Here is a 26740-nt window from a genome sequence, read left to right on the forward strand (position 1 = left end):
AACGTTCCCCAGCTCAGTGTACGGCGGTGAGGCACGCCCCGGGCAAGGGCGGGCCTGCGATGTCGTGCACGGCACCTGGTCACCGTTAGCGTCGCCGCATGAGGCTGACTTGGGAAGGGCTCGGGTGGGAAAGGCTGGCGCCCCGGGTGGGGCGACGGCGGCTTCCGGGCTGGGACTGCACGGCCGGGCTCGTCGTCGGCGAGGGGGCGGCGCTGATGATCGACGCCGGGTCCAGTCTCGCGGAGGGCGCCGCGCTGTGCGCCGACGCGCGTGCCCTCACCGGCGGGCGTGTGACTCATATCGCGCTCACCCACCCGCATTTCGACCACGTGTTCGGCGCCGCGGCGTTCGCGGGCGCACGGATCCTCGTCGCGGACGGTTCGTCCGGGGCGTACGAGAACGGCCGCGACGAGCTCTGCGCGGACGCGGTGCGCAACGGTCTCGACCCGAGGGCGGCGGAGGAGGCGGCCGACACCCTCGTACGCCCCCGCGGCTTCGTCCGGAGCACCTGGGACCTGGATCTCGGCGGCGTCGAGGTCCGGCTGGTGCGGACGGGCGAGGGCCACACCGCCCACGACCTCGTGGCCGTCGTGTCCGGCGACCCGGCGGTGGTGTTCTGCGGCGACCTGGTCGAGGAGTCGGGCGAGCCTCAGGCGGGCCCCGACGCCGTACCGTCACGCTGGCCCGCGGCTCTCGACCGGCTGCTCGGACTGGGCGGCGAGAACGCGCTGTACGTCCCCGGGCACGGGGCGGTCGTGGACGCCATGTTCGTACGGACCCAACGGGACGCCTTGGCGGCACGTTTCGGCGCGACGACTTCCGGCACGGCGGGTTCCGGCTGAGCGCGTCCGGTACGCGGGGCCGGTACCACGGGTTCCGGCCTGGCAGGTTCCGGCCGAGCGCGTCCGGTACGGCGGGGCCCGGCGCGGCGGATTCCGGCCGAGCGCGTCCGGTACGGGGGTTCCAGCACGGCGGATTCCGGCGTGTCGTGGTGAGCGGCGCCGGGCTTCTCCTATCGTCATCCGAATGCGCCAGTACTCTCCGGACCTGACCCCGCCGTGGAAGAAGCCCCGGTCCGTGCCCGAGGTCCCGGCGGACCCGGGTCTGGTCGTCGAGGAGCCCGGCACCGGCTTCTGCGGCGCGGTGATCCGCTGCGAGGCGGGCACCGTGACCCTGGAGGACCGCTTCGGCAAGCACCGGGTGTTCCCGCTGGAACCGCGCGGCTTCCTCCTGGAGGGCAAGGTGGTGACCCTGGTCCGCCCGGCGCCCGCGGCTCCCGTACGCCCCAGCCGTACGGCCTCCGGCTCGGTGGCGGTACCCGGCGCCCGCGCCCGGGTCGCGCGCGCCGGGCGCATCTACGTCGAGGGCCGCCACGACGCCGAACTGGTCGAGCGGGTCTGGGGCGACGACCTGCGCGTCGAGGGCGTCGTCGTGGAGTACCTGGAGGGCGTCGACGACCTCCCGGCGGTCGTCGACGCGTTCGCCCCGGGCCCGGACGCCCGGCTCGGCGTCCTCGTGGACCACCTGATCCCGGGTTCGAAGGAGTCCCGGATCGCCGAGGCGGTCACGAGCGAGCACGCCCTGGTGCTCGGCCACCCGTACATCGACGTCTGGGAGGCCGTGAAGCCGTCCTCCGTGGGCATTCCGGGCTGGCCCCGGGTCCCGCGCGGCCAGGACTGGAAGACGGGCGTGTGCCGGGCCCTGGGCTGGCCGGAGAACACCGGCGCGGCCTGGCAGCACATCCTGTCCCGGGTCCACTCCTACAGGGACCTGGAACCGGCGCTCCTGGGCCGCGTGGAGGAACTGATCGACTTCGTCACCGCGCCGGAGTGACCGGTCGGCGGCCGGTTCCCCGGGTCCGGCGCCGGTGCCCCTTGATGTCCGGGTTCCCACCGGAGCCGGGTGCCACCGGGCAGATACGGTCGCGTCCTCGGCCGGCCATCCACCGGAAATCATGACCGAGAACCGTACGGGAACAGGTGTTCAGTCCACCAGATCCCGGACGACGGCGTCCGCGAGGAGGCGGCCGCGCAGGGTGAGGACGGCGCGGCCGGCGTCGTACGGACCGGCTTCGAGGAGTCCGTCGGACAGAGCGCGGCGGGAGGCCGCGAGGCCGTCGGGGCGGAGCAGCGAGAGCGGGCAGCCCTCGCGCAGCCGCAGTTCGAGGAGGATCCGCTCGACCCGGCGGTCCTCGTCGGACAGGAGTTCACGGCCGGCGCCCGGGGAGCGGCCCTCGGCCAGCGCCGCCGCGTACGCCCCCGGATGTTTCACGTTCCACCAGCGAACGCCGCCGACGTGGCTGTGCGCTCCGGGGCCCGCTCCCCACCAGTCGGCGCCGCGCCAGTACAGCTCGTTGTGCAGACAGCGGCCCGCCTCGGAGGTGGCCCAGTTCGACACCTCGTACCAGTCGAAGCCCGCCGCCGACATCACCTCGTCCGCGATGAGATAGCGGTCCGCGTGCACGTCGTCGTCCGTCATGGGGACCTCACCGCGGCGGATCCGGCGCGCGAGCTGGGTGCCCTCCTCGACGATGAGCGCGTACGCGGAGATGTGGTCGGGACCGGCGCCGAGGGCCGCTTCGAGCGATGCCCGCCAGTCGTCGTCCGACTCGCCCGGTGTGCCGTAGATCAGATCAAGGTTCACATGTGCGAAGCCGGCCGCGCGGGCCTCGGCGACACAGGCCTCGGGGCGGCCCGGGGTGTGCGTGCGGTCGAGCACCTTCAGGACGTGCTGCCGGGCGCTCTGCATACCGAAGGAGATCCGGTTGAAGCCGCCGGCGCGCAGGGTCGCGAGGTACTCCGGGTCCACGGACTCGGGGTTCGCCTCCGTCGTGATCTCGGCGTCGTCCGCGAGCCCGAACTCGTCCCGGATCGCGCCCAGCATCCGTACGAGATCGCCGGCCGCCAGCAGCGTGGGCGTACCGCCTCCGACGAAGACCGTGCGGACCGGGCGGGGGTCGTCGCCCAGGACCTTGCGGGCGAGCCGGATCTCGTCGGTCAGGGTGTCCGCGTAGTTGTCGCGGGAGGCGAGCACGCCCCCGCTGCCCCGCAGCTCGGTCGCCGTGTAGGTGTTGAAGTCGCAGTAGCCGCAGCGGGTCGCGCAGTACGGAACGTGGAGGTAGAACCCGAGGGGCCGATCGGCCGCCCCGTCCAGGGCGTGCGCGGGCAGCGCCCCGTCGTCGGGGACGGGCTCACCGTCGGGAAGTGCGGAAGGCATGCGTTCCATTGTCCAGCACGGCCGGGGTGGACGTGTCCGGCGCGGGCGGGGGACGTGCCAGGCGGGGCGGGGGCGTGTCCGGCAGGGGGGAGGGGGCGCGTGCCCTCGCCGGGGCGAGAGTGGGCCACCGAACACGCCTGAGGGGCGAGGGCCGGGCCACCGCACACGCCTGACGGGGTCCGGAGTCCCCGGGACCGCGACGGGCCCCGCTAGTCGGCCTGCAACACCAGCAGGGCCATGTCGTCCTCCGGCGGGCGGCTGCCGAACGCGTGCACCAGCCCGCGGATCCGTTCCGCGATCATCTCGGCGTTCAGGCCGGTGCAGCCCGCGAGGGCGTGCGCGAGACCGTCGTCGTCGTCGAACTGACGGGACCCGTCGCGCCGCTCCGTCACGCCGTCGGTGACGCACAGGAGGCTGTCCCCGGGATACAGCTCGAAGGACTCGGAGGCGTATTGGGGGTCCTCGAAGACGCCGAGCAGGGTCTGCGGCCGGGCCATCTCCCGAACACCGCCGTCGGGGCTCAGCAGCAGCGGCAGCGGATGCCCCGCCGAGGCGAGGGTGCAGCGCACTCCGCCGTCGAAGGGGACCAGCTCGCCGTAGAGCATGGACAGGAAGCGCGTCTGCGGGCCGAGGTCGGTGCCGAGCCCGGGTCCGCCCGCGGCCACGAGAGCGCGGGCCGCCGCGTCCGCGGCCTCCGTCGCGTCGTCGAGGAGGAGCTGGTTGAGACGGTCGAGGACGTCCGCGACGTCGTAGCCCTCACGCGCCAGCAGCCGCAGCCAGGGCCGCGCCAGGCCGATCACGACGGCGGCCTCGGGCCCCTTGCCCTGGACGTCGCCGACCGCGAAGCACCAGCGCCCGTCGCCCGCCGGGAACACGTCGTAGAAGTCACCGCTCGGCCCGCCCTTGTCGAGCGGCTCGTAGACGAGGGCGCTGCGCACCCCGGGGATCTCGGCGACCGCGCCCGGCAGCAGCCCGCGCTGCAGGACCCGGCTGATGGTGGCCTGGCGCGCGTACTGGCGGGCCGCTCCGATGGCCAGGGCGATACGGCGGCTGAGGTCCTCGACGAGTCCGGTGACCTCGTCGGGGAAGTCGGGCGGTCCGGCCCGCCCGATGACGAGTGTGCCCAGCGGCCGGCCGCCCGCGATCAGCCGGTACGCCAGCGCCGCCCCGCTCGCCCCGCGGGCGCCCAGCGCCTCGCCGGGCCAGGGCACCGGGACGGCCCGGGAGCGCACCGCGTCGGGCAGCCGCGGCGGGTCCTTCTCCAGGGCCTGACGCAGTCCCTCGATGAGGTTCTCGCTGCCGTGCCAGACGCGGGCGAGGCGGGGGCCGAGGGCCAGACCGAGACCGCCGGCCCGGTCGGTGGCCTCGTCCTCCAGCCATACGGCGCACCAGTCGGCGAGGCGCGGGACGAGGAGCTGACCGGCCAGCGCGGCGACCAGGTCCTCGTCGAGCTGTCCGGCGAGCAGGTCGGAGGCCTCGGCGAGAAAGGAGAGGGCTCCCCGGTCGAGCCAGTCGTGGCCCGACCCGGTGCTCCGGTTCGCCCCCGAGGCGGACAGGGCACGGTACGGCTCGACGCCGGCCCCCGGCCCGTACCCGGGGAGCGGCCCCTCGGCGTACGCGATGGCCCCGGCCCCGGTCGGCTCCGAGTCCTCCGCCTCGCCGGTGAGCCCGTCGGCTGCGGCGAACCCGCTCGTTCCCGCGAGCCCGTCGGCGTCCCCGAATCCCCCCGGCCCGGCAGGACCGCCCGCGGCCGCGAATCCCCCGGGCCCGGAAAGGCCGTCGTCGTCCGCGAACCCGCCCGGCACGGAGAAACCGCCCGCACCCGCGAACCCGCCCGGTCCGGCGAGTCCGCTCACGTCGTCGAAGCGGCCCGGCAGGCGCGGGTCGTCGGCGTCCGCGAAGACGCCCGCACCCGGCAGAGCGCCGGCGGCCCCGTCGACCAGCAGCCTCGACCACACGGTCTTGACGCCCGGACGATAGGTGATGCCCCAGGCCTCGGAGAGCGCGGAGACCAGACGCAGGCCCCGCCCGTACTCCGGTGTCCCGTAAGCCGGTTCGGCGCCGTCCTCCCGTATGGCCCGCGAGGGATGCCGGTCGGAGACCTCGACGACCAGCGGTCCGGGCGGGCCGTCGGCCGGGCACTCCAGGCGGCACAGCAGCTCGACGTCGGTACCCGCGTGCACGACGGCGTTGGTGACCAGCTCGCTGACCACCACGGCCGCGTCGCCGGTGAGCCGGTCGTCGATGATCTCGGTGCCGGGCAGGGCCAGTTCGGCCCAGCTCAGGAGTGTGTCGCGGAGGAATCGGCGCGCGGCCGCGGGGGCGAGCGGAGTGCCGGGCAAGGATGTACGCGACACGACGTCCCGGCCGGCGGGGTGGTGCGCGAGCACGTCCGGTGCGCATGGCGTGGAATCCCGTTGCGTCGGAATGGCCCCCACTGTGCGGCTCCCTGGGCAGTTCGGACGAAGACACCTCGGACGATGCGGCCAGGGTGACAGACTGGCGGCGCTCATAAGCACCGAGTCACCGAAGTGGGCCGGCATGAGTGAGAACAGTGGTATGGATGTGCTCGAAGACGGACAGAATCGAGCATCCGATCCGCGTCCACCGCCCGCCGCGACGACGACGGCGACACGGCACGGGACGGCGACACGGCACGGGACGGCGACACGGCACGGGACGGCGACACGGCACGGGACGGCGACACGGCACGGGACGGCGACACGGCACGGGACGGCGACACGGCACGGGACGGCGACACGGCACGGGACGGCGACACGGCACGGGACGGCGACACGGCACGGCGGCTTCGGCACAGCGCCCGGGGCGGGTCAGGACCGGTCGTCGTACCGCGAGGCACCGAGAAACCACGGACCGAGTGAGGCACCGTCATCATGAGCGCCCAGACGACGACCGACGAGGGAGCGAGCATCCTCCTGGTCGACGACATGGAGGACAACCTGGTCGCGCTGGAAGCCGTCCTGCGTTCCCTCAACGAACCGCTGGTGCGCGCGCGTTCGGGCGAGGAGGCGATGAGGGCGCTGCTGCGGCAGCGGTTCGCGGTCGTCCTGCTCGACATCCGGATGCCGGGCATGGACGGATTCGAGACGGCCGCGAACATCAAGCGGCTCGACCAGACCAAGGACGTGCCCATCATCTTCCTGACGGGCACGGACGCCGACGCGGGCTACGCCTTCCGCGGGTACGCGACGGGTGCCGCCGACTATCTGGCGAAGCCGTTCGACCCGTGGGTCCTGCGCGCCAAGGTCAGCGTCTTTCTCGACCTGCACCGCAAGAACCGTCAGCTGGAGTGCCTGCTCGCCCGTGAGCAGGACCAGTTCGACGAACTCGCCGCCCGCCTCAGGAGGATGGACACGCACCTGTCGGCCGACGCCGTCCCGGACATACCCGAACTCCGCGACCAGCTACGGCGGATGGACGAACTGCTGAGCAGGATGCGGCACAGGCGGGACGGATAGGAGAGACCGCGCGGGGCTCCGACGGGAGCGGGGACGCGCGGGGACCCCGACGGGGGGCGGGGACGCGCTGATACTCCGACGGGAGCGGGGACGCGCGGAAGCTCCGCCGCTCGGTCGCGGAGAGGTCCTGCGCGCCCCCACCCCGTACGGGCGATGGCCGATGGCTCCGGGCTACGCCTCGCGGGAGCCCGCGTACATCTCGTCGATCAGGTGCTTGTACGCCTTCTCGACGACCGGGCGCTTCAGCTTGAGGCTCGGGGTGATCTCGCCGTGCTCGACGTCCAGGTCGCGGGGCAGCAGACGGAACTTCTTGATGGTCTGCCAGCGCTGCAGGCCCGCGTTGAGCTCCTTCACGTAGCCCTCGACGAGGGCGACCGTGGCGGGCGCCGCGACGACGTCCGCGTACGACTTGCCCTCCAGGCCGTTGTCCTTGGCCCAGTCGAGGATGGACGGCTCGTCGAGGGAGATGAGCGCGGTGCAGAAGTTCCGGTCGGCGCCGTGCACGAGGATGTTGGAGACGTACGGGCAGACGGCCTTGAACTGGCCCTCGACCTCGGCGGGGGCGATGTACTTGCCGCCCGAGGTCTTGATGAGGTCCTTCTTGCGGTCGGTGATCTTCAGATAGCCGTCCACGGACAGCTCGCCGATGTCACCGGTGTGGAACCAGCCGTCGGCCTCCAGGACCTCGGCGGTCTTCTCGGGCAGCCCGTGGTAGCCCTCCATGATGCCGGGGCCGCGCAGCAGGATCTCGCCGTCGTCCGCGATACGCACCTCGGTGCCGGGCACCGGCTTGCCGACCGTACCGGTGCGGTAGGCCTCGCCCGGGTTCACGAAGGAGGCGGCGGAGGACTCGGTGAGTCCGTAGCCCTCCAGGATGTGGATGCCGGCGCCGGCGAAGAAGTAGCCGATCTCCGGCGCGAGCGCGGCGGAGCCGGAGATGCAGGCACGCAGGTTGCCGCCGAAGGCCTCGCGGATCTTGGCGTAGACGAGCGCGTCGGCGACCTTGTGCTTGGCGCCGAGCGCGAACGGCACCGAGGCCGAACCCGTGCGGCGGAAGTTGTCCTGGCTCGCCTTCGCGTACTCCCGGGAGACCTCGGCGGCCCACTGGAAGATCTTGTACTTGGCGCCGCCGCCGGCCCGCGCCTTGGCGGCGACCCCGTTGTAGACCTTCTCGAAGATGCGCGGCACGGCCGCCATGTACGTCGGCCGCACTACCGGAAGGTTCTCGATGATCTTGTCCACGCGACCGTCGACGGCGGTGACGTGGCCGACCTCGATCTGGCCGGAGGTCAGCACCTTGCCGAAGACGTGCGCGAGCGGCAGCCACAGGTACTGGACGTCGTCCTGGCCGAGCAGGCCGGTCGCGGCGATCGCCTTCGCCATGTACGACCAGTTGTCCTGCGGCAGCCGGACGCCCTTGGGACGGCCCGTGGTGCCGGAGGTGTAGATGAGGGTCGCGAGCTGGTCGGCGGTGATCGCGCCGACCCGCTCCTTGATCAGCTCGGGGTGCTTCTCCAGGTACGCGGAGCCGCGCGCCTCCAGCTCGGCGAGCGTCAGGACCCAGTCCTCGGTCTCCACGCCCTCCGCGTCGATGACCACGACGTGCGTGAGCTCGGGCAGCTCGGCGCGCTTCTCGCGGGCCTTGGCGAGCTGGGCCGCGTCCTCCGCGATGAGGATCCTGCTCGCGGAGTCGGAGAGGATGAACGCCGACTCCTCGGCGTTGGTCTGCGGATACACGGTCGTGGTGGCCGCGCCCGCGCAGAGGATGCCGAGGTCGGCCAGGATCCACTCGACGCGGGTCGAGGAGGCGAGCGCGACGCGCTGCTCCGGCTGGACGCCGAGCTCGATCAGCCCGGCGGCGATGGCGTAGACCCGCTCGGCGGCCTGCGCCCAGGTCAGCGACTTCCAGGTGTCCGGTCCGTCACCCGAGGCCGGTACCGGGTAGCGGTATGCCTCGGCGTCGGGTGTGGCCGCCACGCGCTCCAGGAAGAGTGCGGCGACGGACGGCGGACGGTTCTCGATCAGGGTCTGTGTGTCGCTCACGACATCCTCCGGGGCCCGCGGCAGTGCGGCTGGCTCAATTGCGGCTGTTGTTTAACTCGCGAGTAACTACCGAGCAGAGATCAGACTAGAGCGCGTCCGGCCGGTGCGTAAGAGGCGGCGGCCGGTCACTTCCCGGTCACTTCCCGCAGGACACACCCCTGAGACAAGCACAGGGCCCGCCGCGCCGAAGCGCGACGGGCCCTGAAAACCGGGATTCGGCGTGACTACTTCTTGCCCTTGGCCGCGGGGCCGCTGTCGTCGCTGGACAGCACGGCGATGAAGGCCTCTTGCGGAACCTCCACAGAGCCCACCATCTTCATCCGCTTCTTGCCTTCCTTCTGCTTCTCCAGCAGCTTCCGCTTACGGGAGATGTCACCGCCGTAGCACTTGGCGAGGACGTCCTTGCGGATGGCGCGGATGGTCTCGCGGGCGATGACCCGGGAGCCGATGGCCGCCTGGATGGGCACCTCGAAGGCCTGCCTCGGGATCAGCTCGCGCAGCTTGGCGACCAGCCGGACCCCGTACGCGTACGCCTGGTCCTTGTGCGTGACCGCCGAGAAGGCGTCGACCTTGTCGCCGTGCAGCAGGATGTCGACCTTGACCAGGCTGGAGGTCTGCTCGCCGGTGGGCTCGTAGTCCAGCGAGGCGTAGCCGCGGGTCTTGGACTTCAGCTGGTCGAAGAAGTCGAAGACGATCTCCGCGAGCGGCAGGGTGTAGCGGATCTCGACCCGGTCCTCCGAGAGGTAGTCCATGCCGAGCAGGGTGCCGCGCCGGGTCTGGCACAGCTCCATGATCGCGCCGATGAACTCCGAGGGCGCGAGGATGGTCGCCCGCACGACAGGCTCGTAGACCTTGTCGATCTTGCCCTCGGGGAACTCGCTCGGGTTGGTGACGATGTGCTCGCTGCGGTCCTCCATCTCGACCCGGTAGACCACGTTCGGGGCGGTCGCGATCAGGTCGAGCCCGAACTCGCGCTCCAGCCGCTCACGGATCACGTCGAGGTGCAGCAGCCCGAGGAAACCGACGCGGAAGCCGAAGCCCAGCGCCGCCGACGTCTCCGGCTCGTACACCAGCGCGGCGTCGTTGAGCTGGAGCTTGTCCAGGGCGTCGCGCAGCTCGGGGTAGTCGGACCCGTCCAGCGGATACAGGCCCGAGAAGACCATGGGCTTGGGGTCCTTGTACCCGCCGAGCGCCTCGGTGGCGCCCTTGTGCAGGGTGGTGATCGTGTCACCGACCTTGGACTGGCGGACGTCCTTCACGCCGGTGATGATGTAACCCACCTCGCCGACACCGAGCCCGTCGGCCGCCTTCATCTCGGGGGCCGAGACACCGATCTCCAGCAGCTCGTGGGTCGCGCCGGTGGACATCATCCGGATGCGCTCACGCTTGTTGAGCTGCCCGTCGATGACACGTACATACGTCACGACACCGCGGTAGGAGTCATAGACCGAGTCGAAGATCATCGCGCGGGCGGGGGCGTCCTGGACGCCGACCGGGGCGGGGATCTCGGCGACGACCTTGTCGAGCAGCGCCTCGACGCCCAGGCCTGTCTTGGCGGAGACCTTGAGAACGTCCTCGGGGTCGCAGCCGATGAGGTTGGCGAGCTCCTCGGAGAACTTCTCCGGCTGGGCGGCCGGCAGGTCGATCTTGTTCAGTACGGGGATGATCTTGAGGTCGTTCTCCATCGCCAGGTAGAGGTTGGCGAGAGTCTGCGCCTCGATGCCCTGGGCCGCGTCGACGAGCAGGACCGTGCCCTCACAGGCCGCGAGCGACCGGGACACCTCGTACGTGAAGTCGACGTGCCCGGGGGTGTCGATCATGTTGAGGATGTGGGTCTTACCCGGATCCTGGGTCGACGCCCAGGGCAGCCGGACCGCCTGGGACTTGATCGTGATGCCGCGCTCGCGCTCGATGTCCATACGGTCGAGGTACTGAGCACGCATCTGCCGCGCGTCGACCACCCCCGTCAGCTGGAGCATGCGGTCGGCGAGCGTGGACTTGCCGTGGTCGATGTGCGCGATGATGCAGAAATTGCGGATCAGAGCCGGGTCGGTACGGCTCGGCTCGGGCACATTGTTAGGGGTCGCGGGCACGCAGGGTCCTGTCTCTTGAGGCGCCTGTCGCCTCGGGTCGGATCGATACGTAGGTTCCATGGTCCCACGCGCGGCGGGCTGCGACCGGTTCGGGCCGCGTGAGCGGGACGTCGGCGGCCGGCCCGAAGTCCGTGACCAGGGCATCGGCGAGCGGTCCCCGGGCCGGGGACGCAAGGCCGGTTTGGGCCGGTCGTGCGGGGACTGGTAGCCTGGGTGGCTGTGTCTCGTGCCCTCTCTGCAGGAGACGCACCCAAGAAAATCAAACGGCGAGTGAGACGTGCTGTCTCGCGTGCCTGAACCTGTAAAGGCTCATTCGTGGCGAACATCAAGTCCCAGATCAAGCGGATCAAGACCAACGAGAAGGCCCGGCTGCGCAACAAGGCCGTCAAGTCCTCTCTGAAGACCGCGATCCGCAAGGCCCGCGAGGCGTCTGCCGCGGGTGACGTCGAGAAGGCCACCGAGTACACGCGCGCCGCGTCGCGCGCTCTCGACAAGGCCGTCTCGAAGGGCGTCATCCACAAGAACCAGGCCGCCAACAAGAAGTCGGCGCTTGCTTCGAAGGTCGCCGCGCTCAAGGGCTGAGTCGGCTGAGCTCTCCGGGGCTCAACCCCTGACTTGACCGTCGGCGGACCCGAGCGGGCCCTCTCTCCCGCTCCCGACCGACACCCCGGATTCACGCACGATCTGCGTTCGCCACGCGGGCGTGAATCCACCGGCTTGAACCGAAGGCCTCGCTCCTCCCTTCCCCGGGAGAACGAGCGGGGCCTTCGGTGTGCTGCGGGATTCGTGCTGCGGGATTTCCATGCGGCACCTCAGCTGCTGGTGCCTGCCGCGAGTCCCGGTGCCGGTGCTGGTGCCCGCCGCGAAGTTCCGGTGCCGATGCCCGTCGCGAGCTCCGGGTGCCTGTGCCGGTGGCGGGGCCTGCCGCGAGTGCCGGTGCCGGTGCCCAGCGCGAAGTTCCGGCGCCGGTGCCTTTCGCAGGGCTGGGGGCTGGGGGCTAGCGTCGGCCGGAGCGGGCGGCTCGGGCGACGGCCACGACCGCCTTCTCCAGGGCGTACTCGGGGTCGTCCCCGCCGCCCTTGACCCCGGCGTCCGCCTCCGCGACGGCCGTGAGCGCCATGGCGACCCCGTCCGGCGTCCAGCCGCGCATCTGCTGGCGCACGCGATCGATCTTCCACGGCGGCATCCCGAGCTCACGGGCCAGGTCGGCGGGCCTGCCGCCCCGCGCCGAGGACAGCTTTCCGATCGCCCGCACCCCTTGCGCGAGCGCACTGGTGATCAGGACGGGAGCCACGCCGGTCGACAGCGACCATCGCAGCGCCTCCAGCGCCTCCGCGGCCCGCCCCTCCACGGCCCGGTCGGCCACGGTGAAACTGGACGCCTCGGCCCGCCCGGTGTAGTACCGCCCGACGACGGCCTCGTCGATCGTCCCCTCGACGTCCGCGGTCAGCTGCGACACGGCGGACGCCAGCTCCCGCAGATCGCTCCCGATGGAGTCCACCAGCGCCTGGCAGGCCTCCGGAGTGGCCGCCCGGCCCAGCGCCCGGAACTCGCTCCGCACGAACGCCAGCCGGTCCGCCGGCTTGGTCATCTTGGGACAGGCCACCTCCCGGGCGCCCGTCTTGCGCGCGGCGTCGAGGAGCCCCTTGCCCTTGGCCCCGCCCGCGTGCAGGAGCACCAGAGTGATCTCCTCCGCGGGAGACCCCAGATACGCCTTGACGTCCTTGATCGTGTCGGCCGACAGGTCCTGGGCGTTGCGGACGATCACGACCTTGCGCTCGGCGAAGAGCGAGGGACTCGTCAACTCGGCGAGCGTGCCCGGCTGAAGCTGGTCCGGGGCAAGGTCCCGTACGTCCGTGTCGGCGTCGGCGGCCCTGGCGGCGGCCACCACCTCCTGCACGGCACGGTCGAGCAGGAGATCCTCCTGGCCCACTGCCAGCGTGACAGGGGCGAGAGGGTCGTCTTGTGCGGTCTTCTTGGCCATCACCGAAAGCATCCCACGCGCCACTGACACCAAGCGCCGCGAGCCACAGCCCGATACCGGCCCGGCCGGGCCGGCCTCGCGCGGCGTCACCGACGCGACCGGTCCGGGCGGCGCGGCGCGACCGACTCGCCCTCGCGGGCCCTGGCCGACTTGACCGGCTCGGCCTGGCGAGGCACTGCCCGGCACACCCTTGCTCGGCCTTGCTCGACCCGGCCGACCTGACACCGCGCGGCGCGGCGCGGCGCGGCATGGAGCGGCCTTGCCCCGCCTTGCCGGGCCCGGCCGGGCCTGCCGCAGCTCAGCCGGGCGCGGACCGGGCATATGGCGGCCCGGCGCGACTCGGCTCAGCCGGGCCGGGCCGGACCGGGCTACGGCTCCTCGTGCCAGCCGTCCCACTCGGCCGCGAACGCGTCCAGGTCCTTCGGGTCCAGCCGTGCCTCGGGGTCCGCCAGCACCACCAGCCACTGCGCGTCCTCGGCATCGTCCTCGCCCGCCAGTGCGTCCCGGACGAGCTGCGGTTCCTCCAGCAGCCCGAACCGGTCACCGACGGCCTCCGCCGCCTCTTCCGCGGCGTCACGGTCGGGCAGCACCAATACATGTCTCACATCGCTCACCCGAACATTTTCCGGTACGCCCGGCGCGGCCGACGCCGGGATCCGGGTCCGATGCGTGTGATCTACGCGGCTTGCCGGACCGCGGCCGCGGCTACCGGGCTTCCTTGACCTCCGGCACCCGGTCCAGTTCGATCCCGAACCGCTCGCGATACGTGGCCAGCACCTCCTCGTCACTTGCCAGTTCCGACACCTCCTTGGTCCCGTCGGCCGTCGACACGGTGAACCTGCGGCCGCTGAGCGTGATCCGGCCTCCGTCCTCGGTGACCCGTGAACAGACCAACGACCTGGTGAAGTGCGACAGCGGCGAGGTTGCGTGCCACCAGGCGCCGGCCACGAAGTCCCCGAGCACACGCGGCCGTACCTCCAGCCGGTACTGGCGCTTGTCGCCCAGGATCACGTCGAGGTCCTCGCACTCCCGGGAACTGCTCGCTCCCCGCACCCCCGCCGCGTCCGGCGCCGACTCCACGACCCGGAACATCCCTCCGGGGTCCCGCTGTTCGCCCCGCTCCGCGAACGACAGCGGGTAGTGGCTGTGGGCCCCGAAACCGACGTCGGTCAGCCAGTCGCCCCCGTCCACCGTCCGCACCCTCAGCGCAAGATGGTCGTAGGGGATCCCCGGCTTCCCGTCGTCCCCGTACACCCGCGCCGCGAGAAGCGTCACGTCGAAGCCCAGCGCACCCAGCAACGCCCCGAACGCGCCGTTCAGTTCGTAGCAGAACCCTCCTCTGCGCGCGCCCACCACCTTGTCCAGCAGCCTCTCCTCCTCCAGCACGATCTCCTCGCCGAGGTGGATCGACAGGTTCTCGAACGGCACCGTCCGCAGATGGCACAGCTGAAGGTCACGGAGCACATCGGACGTGGGCCACGCCGGGTGCTGGGCCCCGATGCGGCGTAGGTAGGCGTCGGCCTGTGCGGAATTCATGCGTTCAGTGTCGCGCCACCCCCAGCCCCTCGCCCTCACCGGTGACGGCGAGATCACCGTCCTCGTCTGTCCGCAGCACCACCGCGCCCCGGGCCCGCAGGGCCGCGACCGTGCTCGGAGCAGGGTGTCCATAAGGGTTGTCGCCGCCTACGGAGACGAGCGCGAGCCGCGGAGCCACCCTGCGTATGAGCTCGGGATCCTGATACGCCGATCCGTGATGGGCGACCTTGAGCACGTCCACGCCGGCCAGCTCGGCGGCGGCCGGGGATCTCGCCAGCGCCCGCTGGGCGGGCGGCTCCAGGTCGCCGGGCAACAGCAGCCGCAGCCCCGCGGACCGCACGAGCAGGGTGACACTGGCGTCGTTCGGGCCGTCCGGCGGCGGGAACGGATCCGGCGGCGGCCACAGCACCCGCCAGTCGAGGTCTCCCGCGCTCCGCCTCTCCCCGGCCACGGCCCGGGTCAGAGGGATGTGCCGTGCGAGCGCCTCCCGTCGTACGAACTCGGCCTGTTCCAGAGGCTCTTCGAAGCCGGTCGTCTCGATGGCACCCACCGAACGCCCCCGGAGCACACCGGGCAGGCCCGCGACATGGTCGGCGTGGAAGTGCGTCAGGACGACGAGCGGGATTCTGGTGACCCCGAGCGTGCTCAGACAGCGGTCGGCCAGCACCGGGTCGGGCCCGGCGTCCACCACCACCGCGCTGCCGTCCCCCACCGCGAGCACGCTCGCGTCGCCCTGCCCCACATCGCACATCGCGAACCTCCAGCCGGGCGGCGGCCATCCCGTGATCACCCTGGTGAGCGGCGGCGGCTGCACCACGAACAGCAGGAGCAGCACCGCGCCGACCCCACTGGGCAACGGATGTCTCAGCAGCCGTCGGCCGCCTGCGACGGCGGCCACCGTGACGAGGGCCAGCAGCAGCGCGCCCGTCCAGCTGTCCGGCCAGTCCACGCCCGCACCGGGCTGAGCCGCCCCCGCGCGCGCGATGTCCGCGATCCACCGGGCCGGCCAACTCGCCCACCATGCCAGGACCTCGGCCACGGGCATCGCCAAGGGGGCGGCCGCCAGCGTCGCGAACCCCAGCACCGTGGCCGGAGCGACCGCGAACTCCGCGAGGAGATTGCACGGCACCGCCACCAGGCTCACCCGCGCCGACAGTACGGCGACCACCGGTGCGCACAGGGCCTGCGCGGCGGCGGCCGCGGCCAGCGCCTCGGCCACGCGTGCGGGCACCCGGCGTCGCCGGAGCGCCGCGCTCCAGCGCGGGGCGAGCGTGAGCAGGGCCCCGGTCGCGAGGACGGAGAGCAGGAACCCATAACTGCGGGCGAGCCAGGGGTCGTACAGCACCAGGAGCAGAACCGCGGCGGCCAGCGCCGGGATCAGTGATCTGCGGCGCCCGGTCGCGATCGCGATCAGCGAGATCGCTCCACAGGCCGCCGCCCGCAGCACGCTCGGGTCCGGCCGGCAGACGACGACGAAGGCCAGGGTGAGCACTCCGCCGAGCAGGGCGGTCGCCCGGAGCGGAACTCCGAGCCGCGCGGCGAGGCCCCGGCGCTCCACCCGCTGGGCGAGGCCCGGCGGCCCGATGAACAGCGCGAGGACGATGACGAGATTGCCCCCGCTGACGGCGAGGAGATGTGTGAGGTCGGTGGCCTCGAAGGCGTCGTCCAGCTCCGGCGTGACACGTGAGGTGTCCCCCACCACCAGCCCCGGCAGCAGCGCCCGCGCGTCCGCGTCCAGGCCGTCGGTCGCCTTTCGCAGCCCTTCGCGCAGCCTGCCCGCGAACCGCTGCGGACCGGACGGCGCTCCGACCACGTCCGGCGGCGTGCTTCCCCGTACGCGCAGCACCGCCGCGATGTCCTCCCCGTCCGACAGCGCGGGCACGACCCGCGCGGCCACCCGCAACCGGGTCGACGGCAGCAGCGACAGCCAGGGCGAGCGCCCGCCGGTCTCCCGGGTCGCACCGCGTCCCGGGCGCCCCCCGAACCCCCGAGGCGCGCCTCGTCGCGAGCGGGCGTCGACGATCACCAGCACCGGTGTCCGGGTGGCCAGCACCGTGCCGTCCGCCTGGGTGACCCGCGTGACGTCGGCGTCGAACAGCAGGGCCGTCGGAGCGACGTGGTCCCCGCTGATCCGGGGCCGGGTGAGCCGGGGATCGGAGGTGATCTCCACCTCCGCGGTCACTTCGGCGTACCTCTCCGCGAGCGCGGGGACAGGTCCGCGTCGCAGATCCGCCGCGTGCAGCCCGGCGGAGGCCGCGGCGGCGGCGACACAGAGGAGCACGGCGGCGACGGACACCCACAACCCGCGGCGCGCCGCTCCACGCCCCTGCCCCGCGTCGGAACCTCCCCGCCCTGTGCCGGTATTTCCCTGCCTCGCACCGGAACCTCCCGGCCCCGGGCCCGCTTCTCCCCGCCCCGCACCGGAGCCTCCCGACCCCGCACCCGTATCTCCGTCTCCCCGTCCCGTCCGCCCGGCTCTCCGCCCCGCCACCGACAGCGCGCCGGCCGCGATCAGGGACACGGCCGCGACAGCCGCGACCCGGCCCGGCGACGCTCCGACACTCACGGCAGCCGTGAGCCAGACCGCCGCGGCGGGTGCCACGAGCCGGAGATCGATCGGACCCTCCGCCCTGGGGTGCGAGGCTCCCAGCCGCCGCCCCGAAGCCGCGTGCACGGGCCTCCGACCGGTTGCGCCGGGCAAACCCGCGGCGCGCGTCCGGGAACCTCGCGCCTCCCCGGGCTCCGTCGCCGTCCAAAACCGGGGCCCCGTCGCCGTCCGGGACCGGGGCTCCATCGACGGCCGGGACCGGGGCTCCATCGACGGCCGAGGCCCGGACTCCACCGTCGTGAGAGGCGCGCCCAAGCCTCTCGCCGCCGAGGACGTGGACTCCTCCGGCATCCTCCCCGGCCCGCCGGACAGCCCGCTCAGCGCCGGGCCCGCCCGCTCGCCCCTCCTCCCGGTACCGGAGCCGCTCATGGCAGCACCAGATGCCGGAGATCGGCGAAGCGGCGGTCTCCGATCCCGTTCACTTCGCGGAGCTCGTCGACCGAGCGGAACCCGCCGTGCGCCGTGCGGTAGTCGATGATGTGCCGGGCGAGGACGGGCCCGACGCCGGGCAGGCTGTCGAACTGGTCGACGGTGGCCGTGTTGAGGGGAATCGGCGCGGAGGGCACCGCTCCCGCCGCGGATCCTGCGGCACCGAAGGCCGCAGAGCCTCCGGAGCCGCCCGGTCCGGCCCCTGCCGGGGCCGCGCCGACCACGATCTGTTCGCCGTCCACGAGGATCCGGGCGCGGTTGAGTCCGTCGGTGTCCGTGCCGGGCCGTAACCCGCCGGCGGCCCGCAGGGCGTCCTCGACGCGGGATCCGGCCGGCAGGCGCTGGAGTCCGGGGGTGCGCACCTTTCCGCCCACGTCCACGACGACCACACTCCCGCCGACGGCGCTCGAAACTCCGGCCGGGGCACCGGATTCCACGCTCGGCCCGTCGCCCGGTGCGTGCTTCCCGCCGTACGGTGCGGCGGCGCTCACCACCTCCGGAGCCCGGACCGGTCGCGTCCGGCCCGCCCAGAAGTGCTGCACGGCGAAGGCGGCGGCCACGACCAGCAGCACGGTCAGCGCGGCCACGCTCCTGCGTTCCAGACCGCACCGCGACTGGAGCCACAACGGGAGCCGCTCCCGCACGGCGAGCCCGGCCCGGTCCTGCCACACGCCCGCCTCCCCGGCCGGATCATGCGAGGCCGGGGCACTCGCGGTGCCGGGGACCGGCCCACCGTCGGGCGCCTCGCTCGCGGTCCAGACGCTCACGGTCCGCGCGCTCGCCGTCGGATTGCTCGCCGTCGGAGTGCTCAGGGGCGCCGTCCTGTCGGCCCTCGAGCCCTCTGCCCGCAGGGTCCGGTCTGGGTCCGGGACGGTGTCGCGGCCGTGGGTCTCGGCCCTGGGGTTCCAGGGGTCCCGGACCGGATCGGCCATAACGCCCGTGGCCACTGCCGTGTTCGCCCTGGGGGCACCCCCGGCGTCGCGGTCCGTCCACGGCGGGCCGTTCCCCGACTCGCGCCGCCCCTGGGCGTGTTCCGTGAAGAGCGCGTCGGCGCGCAGCCGAAGGGCCGCGGCCGAAGCCTCGTGACGACGGGTCCGGGTTCGCCCGTCGCGACGGCGATGGCGGCTGCGGCTGTCGGAGTGGGGGCCACGACCCGGTCCACTGGTCGGGGTCGCGGTGCGTGAGCTCGATCGAAGTGCCATGCGGCGAGGATGCGGCAACCCGCCGCCCTCGCGATGATCATGCTCAATTCCGGTGGAAAGCACCCCAGTTGTGGATAACCCCGCCACCCGCACGAGCGACGCTCGCGAGTGACGCAGGTGCCGGCCTCCTCATCGAGGCGAGACGACCGCCGCCAGCAGACCGGGTCCGGTGTGCGCTCCGATCACCGCGCCCACCTCGCTCACATGCAGTTCGGCAAGGCCTGGCACCCGCGCCCGCAGTCGGTCCGCGAGGGCCGCCGCCCGCTCGGGGGCCGCCAGATGGTGAACGGCGATGTCGACCTGTGCGCTGCCCGCCCGGTCGACGACGATCTCTTCCAGACGCGCGATCGCCTTGGACGAGGTCCGGACCTTCTCCAGGAGTTCGATGCGGCCGTCGCGGAGCTGCAGCAGCGGCTTCACCGCGAGCGCGGAACCCAGCAGCGCCTGCGCGGCCCCGATCCTGCCGCCACGGCGGAGGTAGTCGAGAGTGTCGACGTAGAAGTGGGCGGACATGCCTGCGGCCCGCTTCTCGGCGGCCGTGACCGCGTCGTCGACGCTCCCGCCCGCCTCGGCGGAATCGGCGGCGGCCAGCGCGCAGAACCCGAGGGCCATGGCGACCATCCCGGTGTCGACGACACGCACCGGCACCGGGGCGTCGCGCGCCGCGAGCACCGCGGCGTCGTAGGTGCCCGAGAACTCCGAGGAAAGGTGCAGCGAGACGATCCCGGTGGCGCCGGACGCGGCGACCTCGCGGTAGGTCGCGGCGAAAGTCTCGGGGCTGGGCCGGGACGTCGTGACGGGGCGCCGCTTCTGCAGCGCCAGGGCCAGGGAGCGCGCCGAGATCTCGGTGCCCTCTTCGAGCGCCTGGTCCCCGAGGACCACGGTCAGGGGAACCGATGTGATGCCGTGGCGCTCCATCGTCCGCGGCGGCAGGTAGGCCGTTGAATCGGTGACGATCGCGACATGGCGGGACATGATCTGGAGATTACCTGGCGGGACGGGTGCGCGGCAGCCCGGCCCCTTCCACCTGCGGTCGCGACGGCCGGATCATGTCGTGCTCTCGGGGCGGGGCTTCTTCTGCCAAGGGTAGGTGGGCCGTTGGCCGGGCGGTGTGATGGCCGAAGGCCTCGACCCGTCCTCGGGACGGGACTGCGGGCTCCGAGGCCCGCTCTGTCCGTCGGAGGCGTCCGCGTCCGCGGCGGGAGCGTCGGGCCAGGACGTGGCCGGACCGGGCTCCTTGGTCCAGTGGCGCAGCGCGCCGGCCTCCACGTCGATCTGTGCGCTCAGTGTGTCCAGGTCGTCGCCGGCGAAGCGGTGGGCCCGGTCGCGGGCGGCCCAGCGCAGCGAGTCCGCCGACTGCGCGATCCGCTGGGTACGCTCGCGCAGACCCGGGAGCCGGGTGGCGAGCGTGTCCCGGTCGGGCTCGGCCTCCAGACGCTTCAGTTCGGCGTCCAGCTCGTGCCCGTGGGCGCTGAGCCGCTCGAAGAGACTCAGGGACTCCTTGAGGGACTCGTCCTCCGCCGCGCTCGCCTGGAGCGCCTCCTGGGTGGCGCGCATCGAGGTGCGCAGCGTCAGTCTGAGCTGGGCGAGCTCGCCCTGGGGTCCGAACTGGGTGAAGGTCTTCGCGCGCAGGGTGGTGTCCTCGACCGTGCGGCGGGCCTGCGAGATGGTGCGGTCCACACCGCGCTTGGCGGCGCCGATCACCTTCACCGTCGCATACGCGCCGAACACCACGAACAGCAGGAAGAGCAAGGCGATTACGGTGATCACGGTACCCATCACACTCCTCCTCCGACCGGCCGCGGCACCTTTCGCCGCGCTCTCAACGGTAAACGCTGCGGGCAGGTTCGGAGTTCCGGAAGGACCCCGAACCTGCCCGTAGGGGACTACCCCGAGCCGGTCGGCTACGCCGTGACGATGTTCACCAGCTTCGGCGCGCGCACGATCACCTTGCGGATCCCCGCGCCGCCCAGCGCCGCGACGACCTTCTCGTCGGCCAGCGCCACCTTCTCCAGCTCGGCGTCGGTGATCGACGGGGAGACCTCCAGGCGGGCCTTGACCTTGCCCTTGATCTGCACGACGCAGGTCACGGCCTCGTCGACGACGTACGCGGGGTCGGCGACGGGGAAGTCCTGGTGGACGACCGTGTCGGCGTGGCCCAGCTTGCGCCACAGTTCCTCGGCGATGTGCGGGGCCAGCGGCGCGACCATCAGCACCAGGGTCTCGGCGACCGGGCGGGCGACCGGGCCGCCCACCTTGGTCAGGTGGTTGTTCAGCTCGGTGACCTTGGCGATGGCGGTGTTGAACCGCATGCCTTCCAGGTCCTGGCGTACACCGTCGATGGCCTTGTGCAGGGCACGCAGCGTGTCCTCGTCCGGCTCGGTGTCGACGACCGTGACCTCGCCGGTCGCCTCGTCGACGACGTTGCGCCACAGCCGCTGCAGCAGGCGGTACTGGCCGACCACCGCGCGCGTGTCCCAGGGGCGGGACACGTCCAGGGGACCCATCGCCATCTCGTACAGGCGCAGGGTGTCCGCTCCGTACTCGGCGCAGATCTCGTCCGGGGTGACCGCGTTCTTCAGGGACTTGCCCATCTTGCCCAGCAGCCGGGAGACCTTCTCGCCCTGGTAGTAGTGCGCGCCGTCGCGCTCCTCCACCTCGGCGGCCGGTACGGCGATACCGCGGCTGTCGCGGTACACGTAGGCCTGGATCATGCCCTGGTTGAACAGCTTGTGGAACGGCTCGGCCGACGAGACGTGGCCCAGGTCGAACAGGACCTTCGACCAGAAGCGGGCGTACAGCAGGTGCAGCACGGCGTGCTCGGCGCCGCCGACGTACAGGTCGACGCCACCGGTCGGCTGGCCCTCGCGCGGGCCCATCCAGTACTGCTCGATGGCAGGGTCGACCAGCTTCTGGTCGTTGTGCGGGTCCAGGTAGCGCAGCTCGTACCAGCAGGAACCGGCCCAGTTGGGCATGGTGTTGGTCTCGCGGCGGTACTTCCGCGGACCGCGGCCGTCACCCAGGTCCAGGGTGACGGCGACCCAGTCCTCGTTGCGCGACAGCGGGGTCTCCGGGGACGTGTTCGCGTCGTCCGGGTCGAAGGTGCGCGGCGAGTAGTCCTCGACCTCCGGCAGTTCCAGGGGCAGCATCGACTCGGGCAGCGAGTGGGCGACGCCGTCCTCGTCGTAGACGATCGGGAAGGGCTCGCCCCAGTAGCGCTGGCGGCTGAACAGCCAGTCGCGCAGCCGGAAGTTGACGGTGCCCTCGCCGATGCCCCGGCGCTCCAGCCACTCCGTGATGCGCGCCTTGGCGTCGACGACGCCCAGGCCGTCCAGGGAGACCTCGTCCCCGGCGGAGTTGACGATCTTCGCGTCGTACGAGGCGAAGGCGTCGTCCCAGGTGGAGGCGTCGGTGCCGCGGTCGTCCGAGGGCTCGACCACACAGCGCATGGGCAGTTCGAAGGCGCGCGCGAACGCGAAGTCGCGGGTGTCGTGCGCCGGGACGGCCATGATCGCGCCGGTGCCGTAGCCCATCAGGACGTAGTCGGCGATGAAGACCGGGACCTTCTCGCCGTTGACCGGGTTGGTCGCGAACGCGCCGGTGAAGACGCCGGTCTTGTCCTTGGCCTCGGCCTGCCGTTCGACGTCGGACTTCGAGGCGGCCTGCGCGCGGTAGGCGGCGACGGCCTCGGCGGGCGTCGCGTGCCCGCCGGTCCACACCTCGTGGGTGCCCTCGGGCCAGGCGGCCGGGGTGAACTTCTCGACCAGCGGGTGTTCCGGCGCCAGCACCATGTAGGTGGCGCCGAACAGGGTGTCCTGACGGGTGGTGAAGACCGTGATCGCTTCGCCGTCGATCGGGAAGTCGACGCGCGCGCCCTCGGAGCGGCCGATCCAGTTGCGCTGCTGCAGCTTGATGGCCTCGGGCCAGTCCAGCGCGTCCAGGTCGTCCAGCAGGCGGTCCGCGTAGGCGGTGATGCGCATGTTCCACTGGCGCAGCTTGGCCTTGAAGACGGGGAAGTTGCCGCGCTCGGAACGGCCGTCGGCGGTGACCTCCTCGTTGGCCAGGACGGTGCCCAGGCCGGGGCACCAGTTGACCGGCGCGTCGGAGGCGTAGGCCAGGCGGTAGCCGCTCAGGACGTCGGCGCGCTCGACGGCGCTCAGCTCGTTCCACCCACGCGTGGTGCCGCCGACGGCGGGGACGCCACGCTCACCGCTCTCGAACTGGGCGACCAGCGCCGAGATCGGGCGGGCCTTGCCGGCCTCGTCGTCGTACCAGGAGTTGAAGATCTGCAGGAAGATCCACTGGGTCCACTTGTAGTACTCCGGGTCGATCGTGGCGAACGACCTGCGCTTGTCGTGGCCCAGGCCCAGCGCGCGCAGCTGGGACTTCATGTTCGTGATGGCGGCGACGGTGGTCACCCGGGGGTGCTCGCCCGTCTGCACGGCATGCTGCTCGGCGGGCAGGCCGAAGGCGTCGAAGCCCAGGGTGTGCAGGACGTTGTGACCCGTCATGCGCTGATACCGGGCGGATACATCGGTGGCGATGTAGCCCAGGGGGTGACCCACGTGCAGACCCGCACCCGAGGGGTACGGGAACATGTCCATGATGAACTTCTTGGGCCGGGCGACCAGCTCGGGGTCCCCGGCCAGGTCGCCGGAGGGGTTCGGGGCCTCGTACGTGCCCTCGGCGTCCCAGAAGTCCTGCCAGCGTGCCTCGATGTCGGCGGCCAGGGCGGCCGTGTAGCGGTGCGGCGCGGCCGATTCGGCGGTGGCGGCAGCGGTGTTCGTCTCGCTCATGTCCTCAAAGCTCCATCGATCGTCTCTGCCAGCAGAAATGAAAAAACCCCTCGCACAGGAGGGGACGCCGCGCTGATGCCGACCACGATGCGTCAGCGGTCGGGACTGATCAGCGCGGCTCGCTAAGCAGAAGGCGTACGGCACGCATGGCGTCAGGGTACCGCAGGGCCCACGCGGGCCGCGACGACCTTTCGGGCCCGTCGGCACCGCGCGCCGCCCGGACGGACGGCAAAAAATTGTTGACCAATGTTCAAATTTTACTTCGCTTAACGGACGCTTACGGACAACACAAAGACCTCATTGCCCTTTGGTAACAAGGCAATAACTCAAACGTGGAGCTCGGCGCCTTTTCTCGACCTAGAGTGCGCCTTCGGGACCGCTTCCCCGAACCGTAGGGAGTACCCCTCATGAACCCTCGTCGTAACAACAGCTCGCTTCCCCGGACGGGCCGTTCGGCCTACGGGGTGGCCTCGGCTGCCGCCCTGCTCCTCATACCCGTGATCGTGCTGGTGGGAGGCACCGCGGTTCAAGATTTCCTGAACTTCGGCGCCGGCGTCCTGTCGCTGGTCTCCCTGACCTGCTCGGTGATCTGGGGCCTGGTCGCCCAGGACCGGCTCCTCCTCGACACACGTCAGCGGATCATCGCGCAGGGCGTCCACCGCGTGACCGCCGTCGGCTCGATCGCGTTCCTCCTGGTGCACATCACCGTCAAGCTGGCACTGGACCACACCGTCCTGATCGCCGCGCTGATCCCCTTCAGCCTGGGCGTCACGGGCCTCGGCGGGCTCATCGGCCTCGGCTCGCTGGCCGGCCTGCTCATGATCTTCGTAGGCATCACCGGCGCGCTGCGCAATCAGTTCGCCGCGCCGGCCGTGGTCGCAGCCCGCTGGCGCGCGATGCACATGCTGGCCTACCCCGCACTGTGCGCGGCCCTGGTCCACGGCTTGTTCGCGGGGCGCCCGGCGAAGACCTTCTTCATGGTCTCGTACGAGTTGTGCCTGGTCGGCGTCATGGCCGCCCTCGTACTGCGTGCCGCCCCGAACGCCGTCAAGTACAAGGTCGCGGCGCGGATCCTGGCGCTCACCGGCGGCGGCAGCGCCCGCGGGTTCCGCGAGGACCTGGAGGCGTCCCGCGCGGCCGCGATGGAGTCGCCGCAGGGAGGTTCCGCGGGTCGCTCCGACCGGCGTTCCCCGGGCGCCGACTCCGTCCCGTCCCCGCGCAAGGAGCCCTCGTCCTCGCAGTTCGGCGGCGCGCCCGACCCCGCGGACAACGGCTTCGCGGCGGCCTACCGCACCGTGGCGACACCCGGCGACGGCCCCGCGGCCCCCGGGACCCAGCAGTTCCAGATGCCCATGAACGCGCAGCCCACCGAGACGTTTCCCCGCGTCGGCAACGGCGGCGCGCAGGCCGGCTGGCCCGTTCCCACGTCGGCCCCCGTCGGCGAGGCCCCGGCATCGGCCTACGACCCGCTCAACGACACCGGATACACCGTCCCCGTCTACGGCAATCAGCCCGCCGGGAACTACGGCACGAGTGATGTGTACAACACCGGTGAGACGAACGCGTCCTACCGCACGTACAACACCAATGACACGTACGACAGCGGTCCCACGACTGACGTACTGCCGGGCGCCTTCGACGCTCCTGGCTCCGGTGAATCATGGAATGCCCCTTCCGGAGGCTTTAAGTGAACGAGGCCCTGCCCGACGTCCCGGAAGTCCGTGTAGTCGGACTTCCGCAGCTCACGTCGGGTTTCGACCTGGTTGAACGTCTTGATCTGCCCATGCACCTCAAGGTGCACGGTCCGCTCGAACCCCTGGGCGGAGAAGAACTCGCGAGCCTCGCCGAGGACATCAACCTGAAGGGCCGCGGCGGGGCGGGCTTCCCGTTCGGCAAGAAACTGCGCTCGGTCGCCGAATCAGCCATCAAGAAGGGCATCCGCCCGGTGGTGGTCGTCAACGGAAGCGAGGACGAACCGGCCTGCCGCAAGGACACGGTGCTCATCAACCGTGCCCCGCACCTCATCCTCGACGGCGCCCTCCTGGTCGCGGAGGCCATGGGCGCCCGCCAGCTCGTGATCGGCGTGACCCGCGAGTCCACCCAGCGCTCCATGGAAGCGGCGCTGTCCGAGCGGGGGCTGAGCAACCGCAGGGGGTCACCCCTTCGCGCGCGCGTGCAGCGCAATCCGGTACGCATGGTGACCGGCGCGGCCGCGTCGCTGATCCGCTCGATCGACGGCGGCCCGGCCGTGCCGCCCGGCCGCAAGGTCAGCGCCTCCCAGTCGGGTGTCGGGGGCGCGCCCACCCTCCTGTCGAACGCCGAGACGTTCGCGCAGCTGGCCATCGCCGCCCGCATCGGCCCCGACCGCTACCGCAACACGGGCCTGTACGACGAGCCCGGCACCGTCATGCTCACCGTCTCGGGCGCGGTCGCGCGCCCCATGGTGATCGAGGTCCCCACCGGCGTACCCCTGCGATACGTGCTCCAGCTGGCAGGCGCCCCGGCGATGCCCCAGGGCGTCCTGACCGGCGGCTACCACGGCAAGTGGCTGGACGCGGCGACGGTCAACGAGGCGATCATCTCGCGGGACTCCCTGGCCGCGGTGGGCGGCGCGCTCGGCGCCGGCGCGATCCTCCCCATCACCCAGGAGACCTGCCCCCTCGGCGAGTCACTGCGCGTGGCGCAGTGGCTGGCCGACGAGAGCGCGGGACAGTGCGGTCCCTGCTACCTGGGTCTGCCCGCCGCGGCGCGCGGCCTGGCGGACATCCTCAACGGCGGCGGACCGGCGGCGCTCGAGGCGGTGAAGCAGGTCGCCAAGTCCGTGAAGCGGCGCGGCGCCTGCTCCCACCCGGACGGCTCGGCGATGTTCATCGAGTCGACCCTCAAGGCGTTCACGGACGACCTGGCCGCGCATGTCCTCGGAAACGGCTGCGGAAGGCCCGTGGAAGGCGTTCTGCCGCTCTTCGAGGACGGCCAGCTGCCCCTGAGCATCATGGGTGGCCAGAGCGAGCAGGAGGCGGGTCCCAGCCGCCAGAAGATCTTCGTCGACTGGACGCTGTGCCGCGGGCACGGCCTGTGCGCCGATCTCCTTCCCGAGGTCTTCGAACTGGGCGCCGACGGCTTCCCCACCGTCGCGCAGGCTCCGGTGCCGCGATTCGCCGAGGCGAAGGCCCTGCGCGCGGTACGCCGCTGCCCGGCGCTCGCCCTGCGGATCGAGGAGGACACCAGGGGCTCGTCCCCGTCGCGCAACAACCTGCCGGTCCTCTCCCAGGGGCGCGGGCGCCGCGCGCTCGGCAGCGGCCGCTGACACGAAGGAGCGGGCCACCAGGAACCGGTGGCCCGCCTTCGACACGT

General features: G+C 72.0%; 18 protein-coding genes. 6 read left to right on the plus strand and 12 right to left on the minus strand.

Features of this window, described 5'->3' with window-relative positions; all coding sequences use genetic code 11:
- Window positions 1-98: 98 nt before the first annotated feature.
- Window positions 99-842, plus strand: coding sequence for an MBL fold metallo-hydrolase (locus OG410_RS14910; protein WP_329299585.1), 744 nt, complete (start codon window positions 99-101; stop codon window positions 840-842).
- 184 nt (window positions 843-1026) lie between these two features.
- On the plus strand, window positions 1027-1833 hold the full coding sequence (locus OG410_RS14915; RefSeq protein ID WP_329299586.1) for a DUF3097 domain-containing protein: 807 nt from the start codon (window positions 1027-1029) through the stop codon (window positions 1831-1833).
- Between the two features lie 150 nt (window positions 1834-1983).
- On the opposite strand, the gene hemW is transcribed toward OG410_RS14915, so the two are convergent.
- Both hemW and OG410_RS14925 read right to left on the minus strand, forming a co-directional pair.
- The gene (gene hemW, locus OG410_RS14920; protein ID WP_329299587.1) at window positions 1984-3216 is read right to left on the minus strand and encodes a radical SAM family heme chaperone HemW; all 1233 of its coding nucleotides are present in this window, start codon (window positions 3214-3216) and stop codon (window positions 1984-1986) included.
- A gap of 209 nt (window positions 3217-3425) precedes the next feature.
- Entirely contained in the window at window positions 3426-5654 is a 2229-nt protein-coding gene (locus tag OG410_RS14925) for a SpoIIE family protein phosphatase (RefSeq protein WP_443063753.1), read from the minus strand.
- Between the two features lie 456 nt (window positions 5655-6110).
- Here OG410_RS14925 and OG410_RS14930 point away from each other — a divergent pair, with 456 nt between their 5' ends.
- Window positions 6111-6695 carry a response regulator gene (locus tag OG410_RS14930; RefSeq protein WP_329299589.1) on the plus strand — a complete coding sequence of 195 codons (585 nt, stop codon included), beginning with the start codon at window positions 6111-6113 and terminating at the stop codon, window positions 6693-6695.
- Window positions 6696-6866: 171 nt separating this feature from the next.
- Here the strand turns inward: OG410_RS14930 and OG410_RS14935 are convergent, their stop codons facing one another.
- Both OG410_RS14935 and lepA read right to left on the minus strand, forming a co-directional pair.
- Complete coding sequence (locus OG410_RS14935) at window positions 6867-8738, minus strand: AMP-dependent synthetase/ligase (protein ID WP_329299590.1); 1872 nt, start codon at window positions 8736-8738, stop codon at window positions 6867-6869.
- Between the two features lie 224 nt (window positions 8739-8962).
- Complete coding sequence (gene lepA / locus OG410_RS14940) at window positions 8963-10831, minus strand: translation elongation factor 4 (protein ID WP_329299591.1); 1869 nt, start codon at window positions 10829-10831, stop codon at window positions 8963-8965.
- A gap of 315 nt (window positions 10832-11146) precedes the next feature.
- Here lepA and rpsT point away from each other — a divergent pair, with 315 nt between their 5' ends.
- Complete coding sequence (gene rpsT / locus OG410_RS14945) at window positions 11147-11413, plus strand: 30S ribosomal protein S20 (RefSeq protein WP_261702665.1); 267 nt, start codon at window positions 11147-11149, stop codon at window positions 11411-11413.
- A gap of 415 nt (window positions 11414-11828) precedes the next feature.
- On the opposite strand, the gene holA is transcribed toward rpsT, so the two are convergent.
- From holA to leuS, 8 genes are all read right to left on the minus strand, one after another.
- On the minus strand, window positions 11829-12815 hold the full coding sequence (gene holA, locus OG410_RS14950; RefSeq protein ID WP_443063754.1) for a DNA polymerase III subunit delta: 987 nt from the start codon (window positions 12813-12815) through the stop codon (window positions 11829-11831).
- Between the two features lie 368 nt (window positions 12816-13183).
- Window positions 13184-13429, minus strand: a complete 246-nt coding sequence (locus tag OG410_RS14955; protein ID WP_328669008.1) for a hypothetical protein — start codon at window positions 13427-13429, stop codon at window positions 13184-13186.
- Window positions 13430-13520: 91 nt separating this feature from the next.
- Window positions 13521-14351, minus strand: a complete 831-nt coding sequence (locus OG410_RS14960; protein ID WP_329299592.1) for an arylamine N-acetyltransferase family protein — start codon at window positions 14349-14351, stop codon at window positions 13521-13523.
- 4 nt (window positions 14352-14355) lie between these two features.
- Window positions 14356-17025, minus strand: a complete 2670-nt coding sequence (locus OG410_RS14965) for a ComEC/Rec2 family competence protein (RefSeq protein WP_329299593.1) — start codon at window positions 17023-17025, stop codon at window positions 14356-14358.
- A 299-nt stretch (window positions 17026-17324) separates the two neighbouring features.
- A complete protein-coding gene (locus tag OG410_RS14970) occupies window positions 17325-18155 on the minus strand; it encodes a ComEA family DNA-binding protein (RefSeq protein WP_443063755.1) in 831 nt (276 codons plus the stop codon).
- Between the two features lie 564 nt (window positions 18156-18719).
- Entirely contained in the window at window positions 18720-19565 is an 846-nt protein-coding gene (locus OG410_RS14975) for a DegV family protein (RefSeq protein ID WP_329299595.1), read from the minus strand.
- A 72-nt stretch (window positions 19566-19637) separates the two neighbouring features.
- The gene (locus OG410_RS14980; RefSeq protein WP_329299596.1) at window positions 19638-20369 is read right to left on the minus strand and encodes a hypothetical protein; all 732 of its coding nucleotides are present in this window, start codon (window positions 20367-20369) and stop codon (window positions 19638-19640) included.
- A 125-nt stretch (window positions 20370-20494) separates the two neighbouring features.
- A complete protein-coding gene (leuS, locus tag OG410_RS14985; protein WP_329299597.1) occupies window positions 20495-23386 on the minus strand; it encodes a leucine--tRNA ligase in 2892 nt (963 codons plus the stop codon).
- Window positions 23387-23793: 407 nt separating this feature from the next.
- Here leuS and OG410_RS14990 point away from each other — a divergent pair, with 407 nt between their 5' ends.
- Together OG410_RS14990 and OG410_RS14995 are read left to right on the plus strand one after the other, a co-directional pair.
- The gene (locus OG410_RS14990; RefSeq protein WP_329299598.1) at window positions 23794-25077 is read left to right on the plus strand and encodes a cytochrome b/b6 domain-containing protein; all 1284 of its coding nucleotides are present in this window, start codon (window positions 23794-23796) and stop codon (window positions 25075-25077) included.
- On the plus strand, window positions 25074-26693 hold the full coding sequence (locus OG410_RS14995) for an NADH-ubiquinone oxidoreductase-F iron-sulfur binding region domain-containing protein (protein WP_329299599.1): 1620 nt from the start codon (window positions 25074-25076) through the stop codon (window positions 26691-26693). The genes OG410_RS14990 and OG410_RS14995 overlap by 4 nt, the downstream gene beginning before the upstream one ends.
- Window positions 26694-26740 lie beyond the last annotated feature (47 nt).

Origin of the sequence: Streptomyces sp. NBC_00659, assembly GCF_036226925.1 — a bacterium.
Taxonomy (GTDB): domain Bacteria; phylum Actinomycetota; class Actinomycetes; order Streptomycetales; family Streptomycetaceae; genus Streptomyces.

What these genes read in the sequence shown, in the direction of transcription:
- OG410_RS14915 (WP_329299586.1), top strand. Translation starts at nt 1,027, where the DNA reads ATGCGCCAGTACTCTCCGGACCTGACCCCGCCGTGGAAGAAGCCCCGG.
- OG410_RS14960 (WP_329299592.1), bottom strand. Translation starts at nt 14,351, where the DNA reads ATGAATTCCGCACAGGCCGACGCCTACCTACGCCGCATCGGGGCCCAG.
- OG410_RS14910 (WP_329299585.1), top strand. Translation starts at nt 99, where the DNA reads ATGAGGCTGACTTGGGAAGGGCTCGGGTGGGAAAGGCTGGCGCCCCGG.
- holA (WP_443063754.1), bottom strand. Translation starts at nt 12,815, where the DNA reads ATGGCCAAGAAGACCGCACAAGACGACCCTCTCGCCCCTGTCACGCTG.
- leuS (WP_329299597.1), bottom strand. Translation starts at nt 23,386, where the DNA reads ATGAGCGAGACGAACACCGCTGCCGCCACCGCCGAATCGGCCGCGCCG.
- OG410_RS14980 (WP_329299596.1), bottom strand. Translation starts at nt 20,369, where the DNA reads ATGGGTACCGTGATCACCGTAATCGCCTTGCTCTTCCTGCTGTTCGTG.
- OG410_RS14990 (WP_329299598.1), top strand. Translation starts at nt 23,794, where the DNA reads ATGAACCCTCGTCGTAACAACAGCTCGCTTCCCCGGACGGGCCGTTCG.
- hemW (WP_329299587.1), bottom strand. Translation starts at nt 3,216, where the DNA reads ATGCCTTCCGCACTTCCCGACGGTGAGCCCGTCCCCGACGACGGGGCG.
- OG410_RS14930 (WP_329299589.1), top strand. Translation starts at nt 6,111, where the DNA reads ATGAGCGCCCAGACGACGACCGACGAGGGAGCGAGCATCCTCCTGGTC.
- OG410_RS14975 (WP_329299595.1), bottom strand. Translation starts at nt 19,565, where the DNA reads ATGTCCCGCCATGTCGCGATCGTCACCGATTCAACGGCCTACCTGCCG.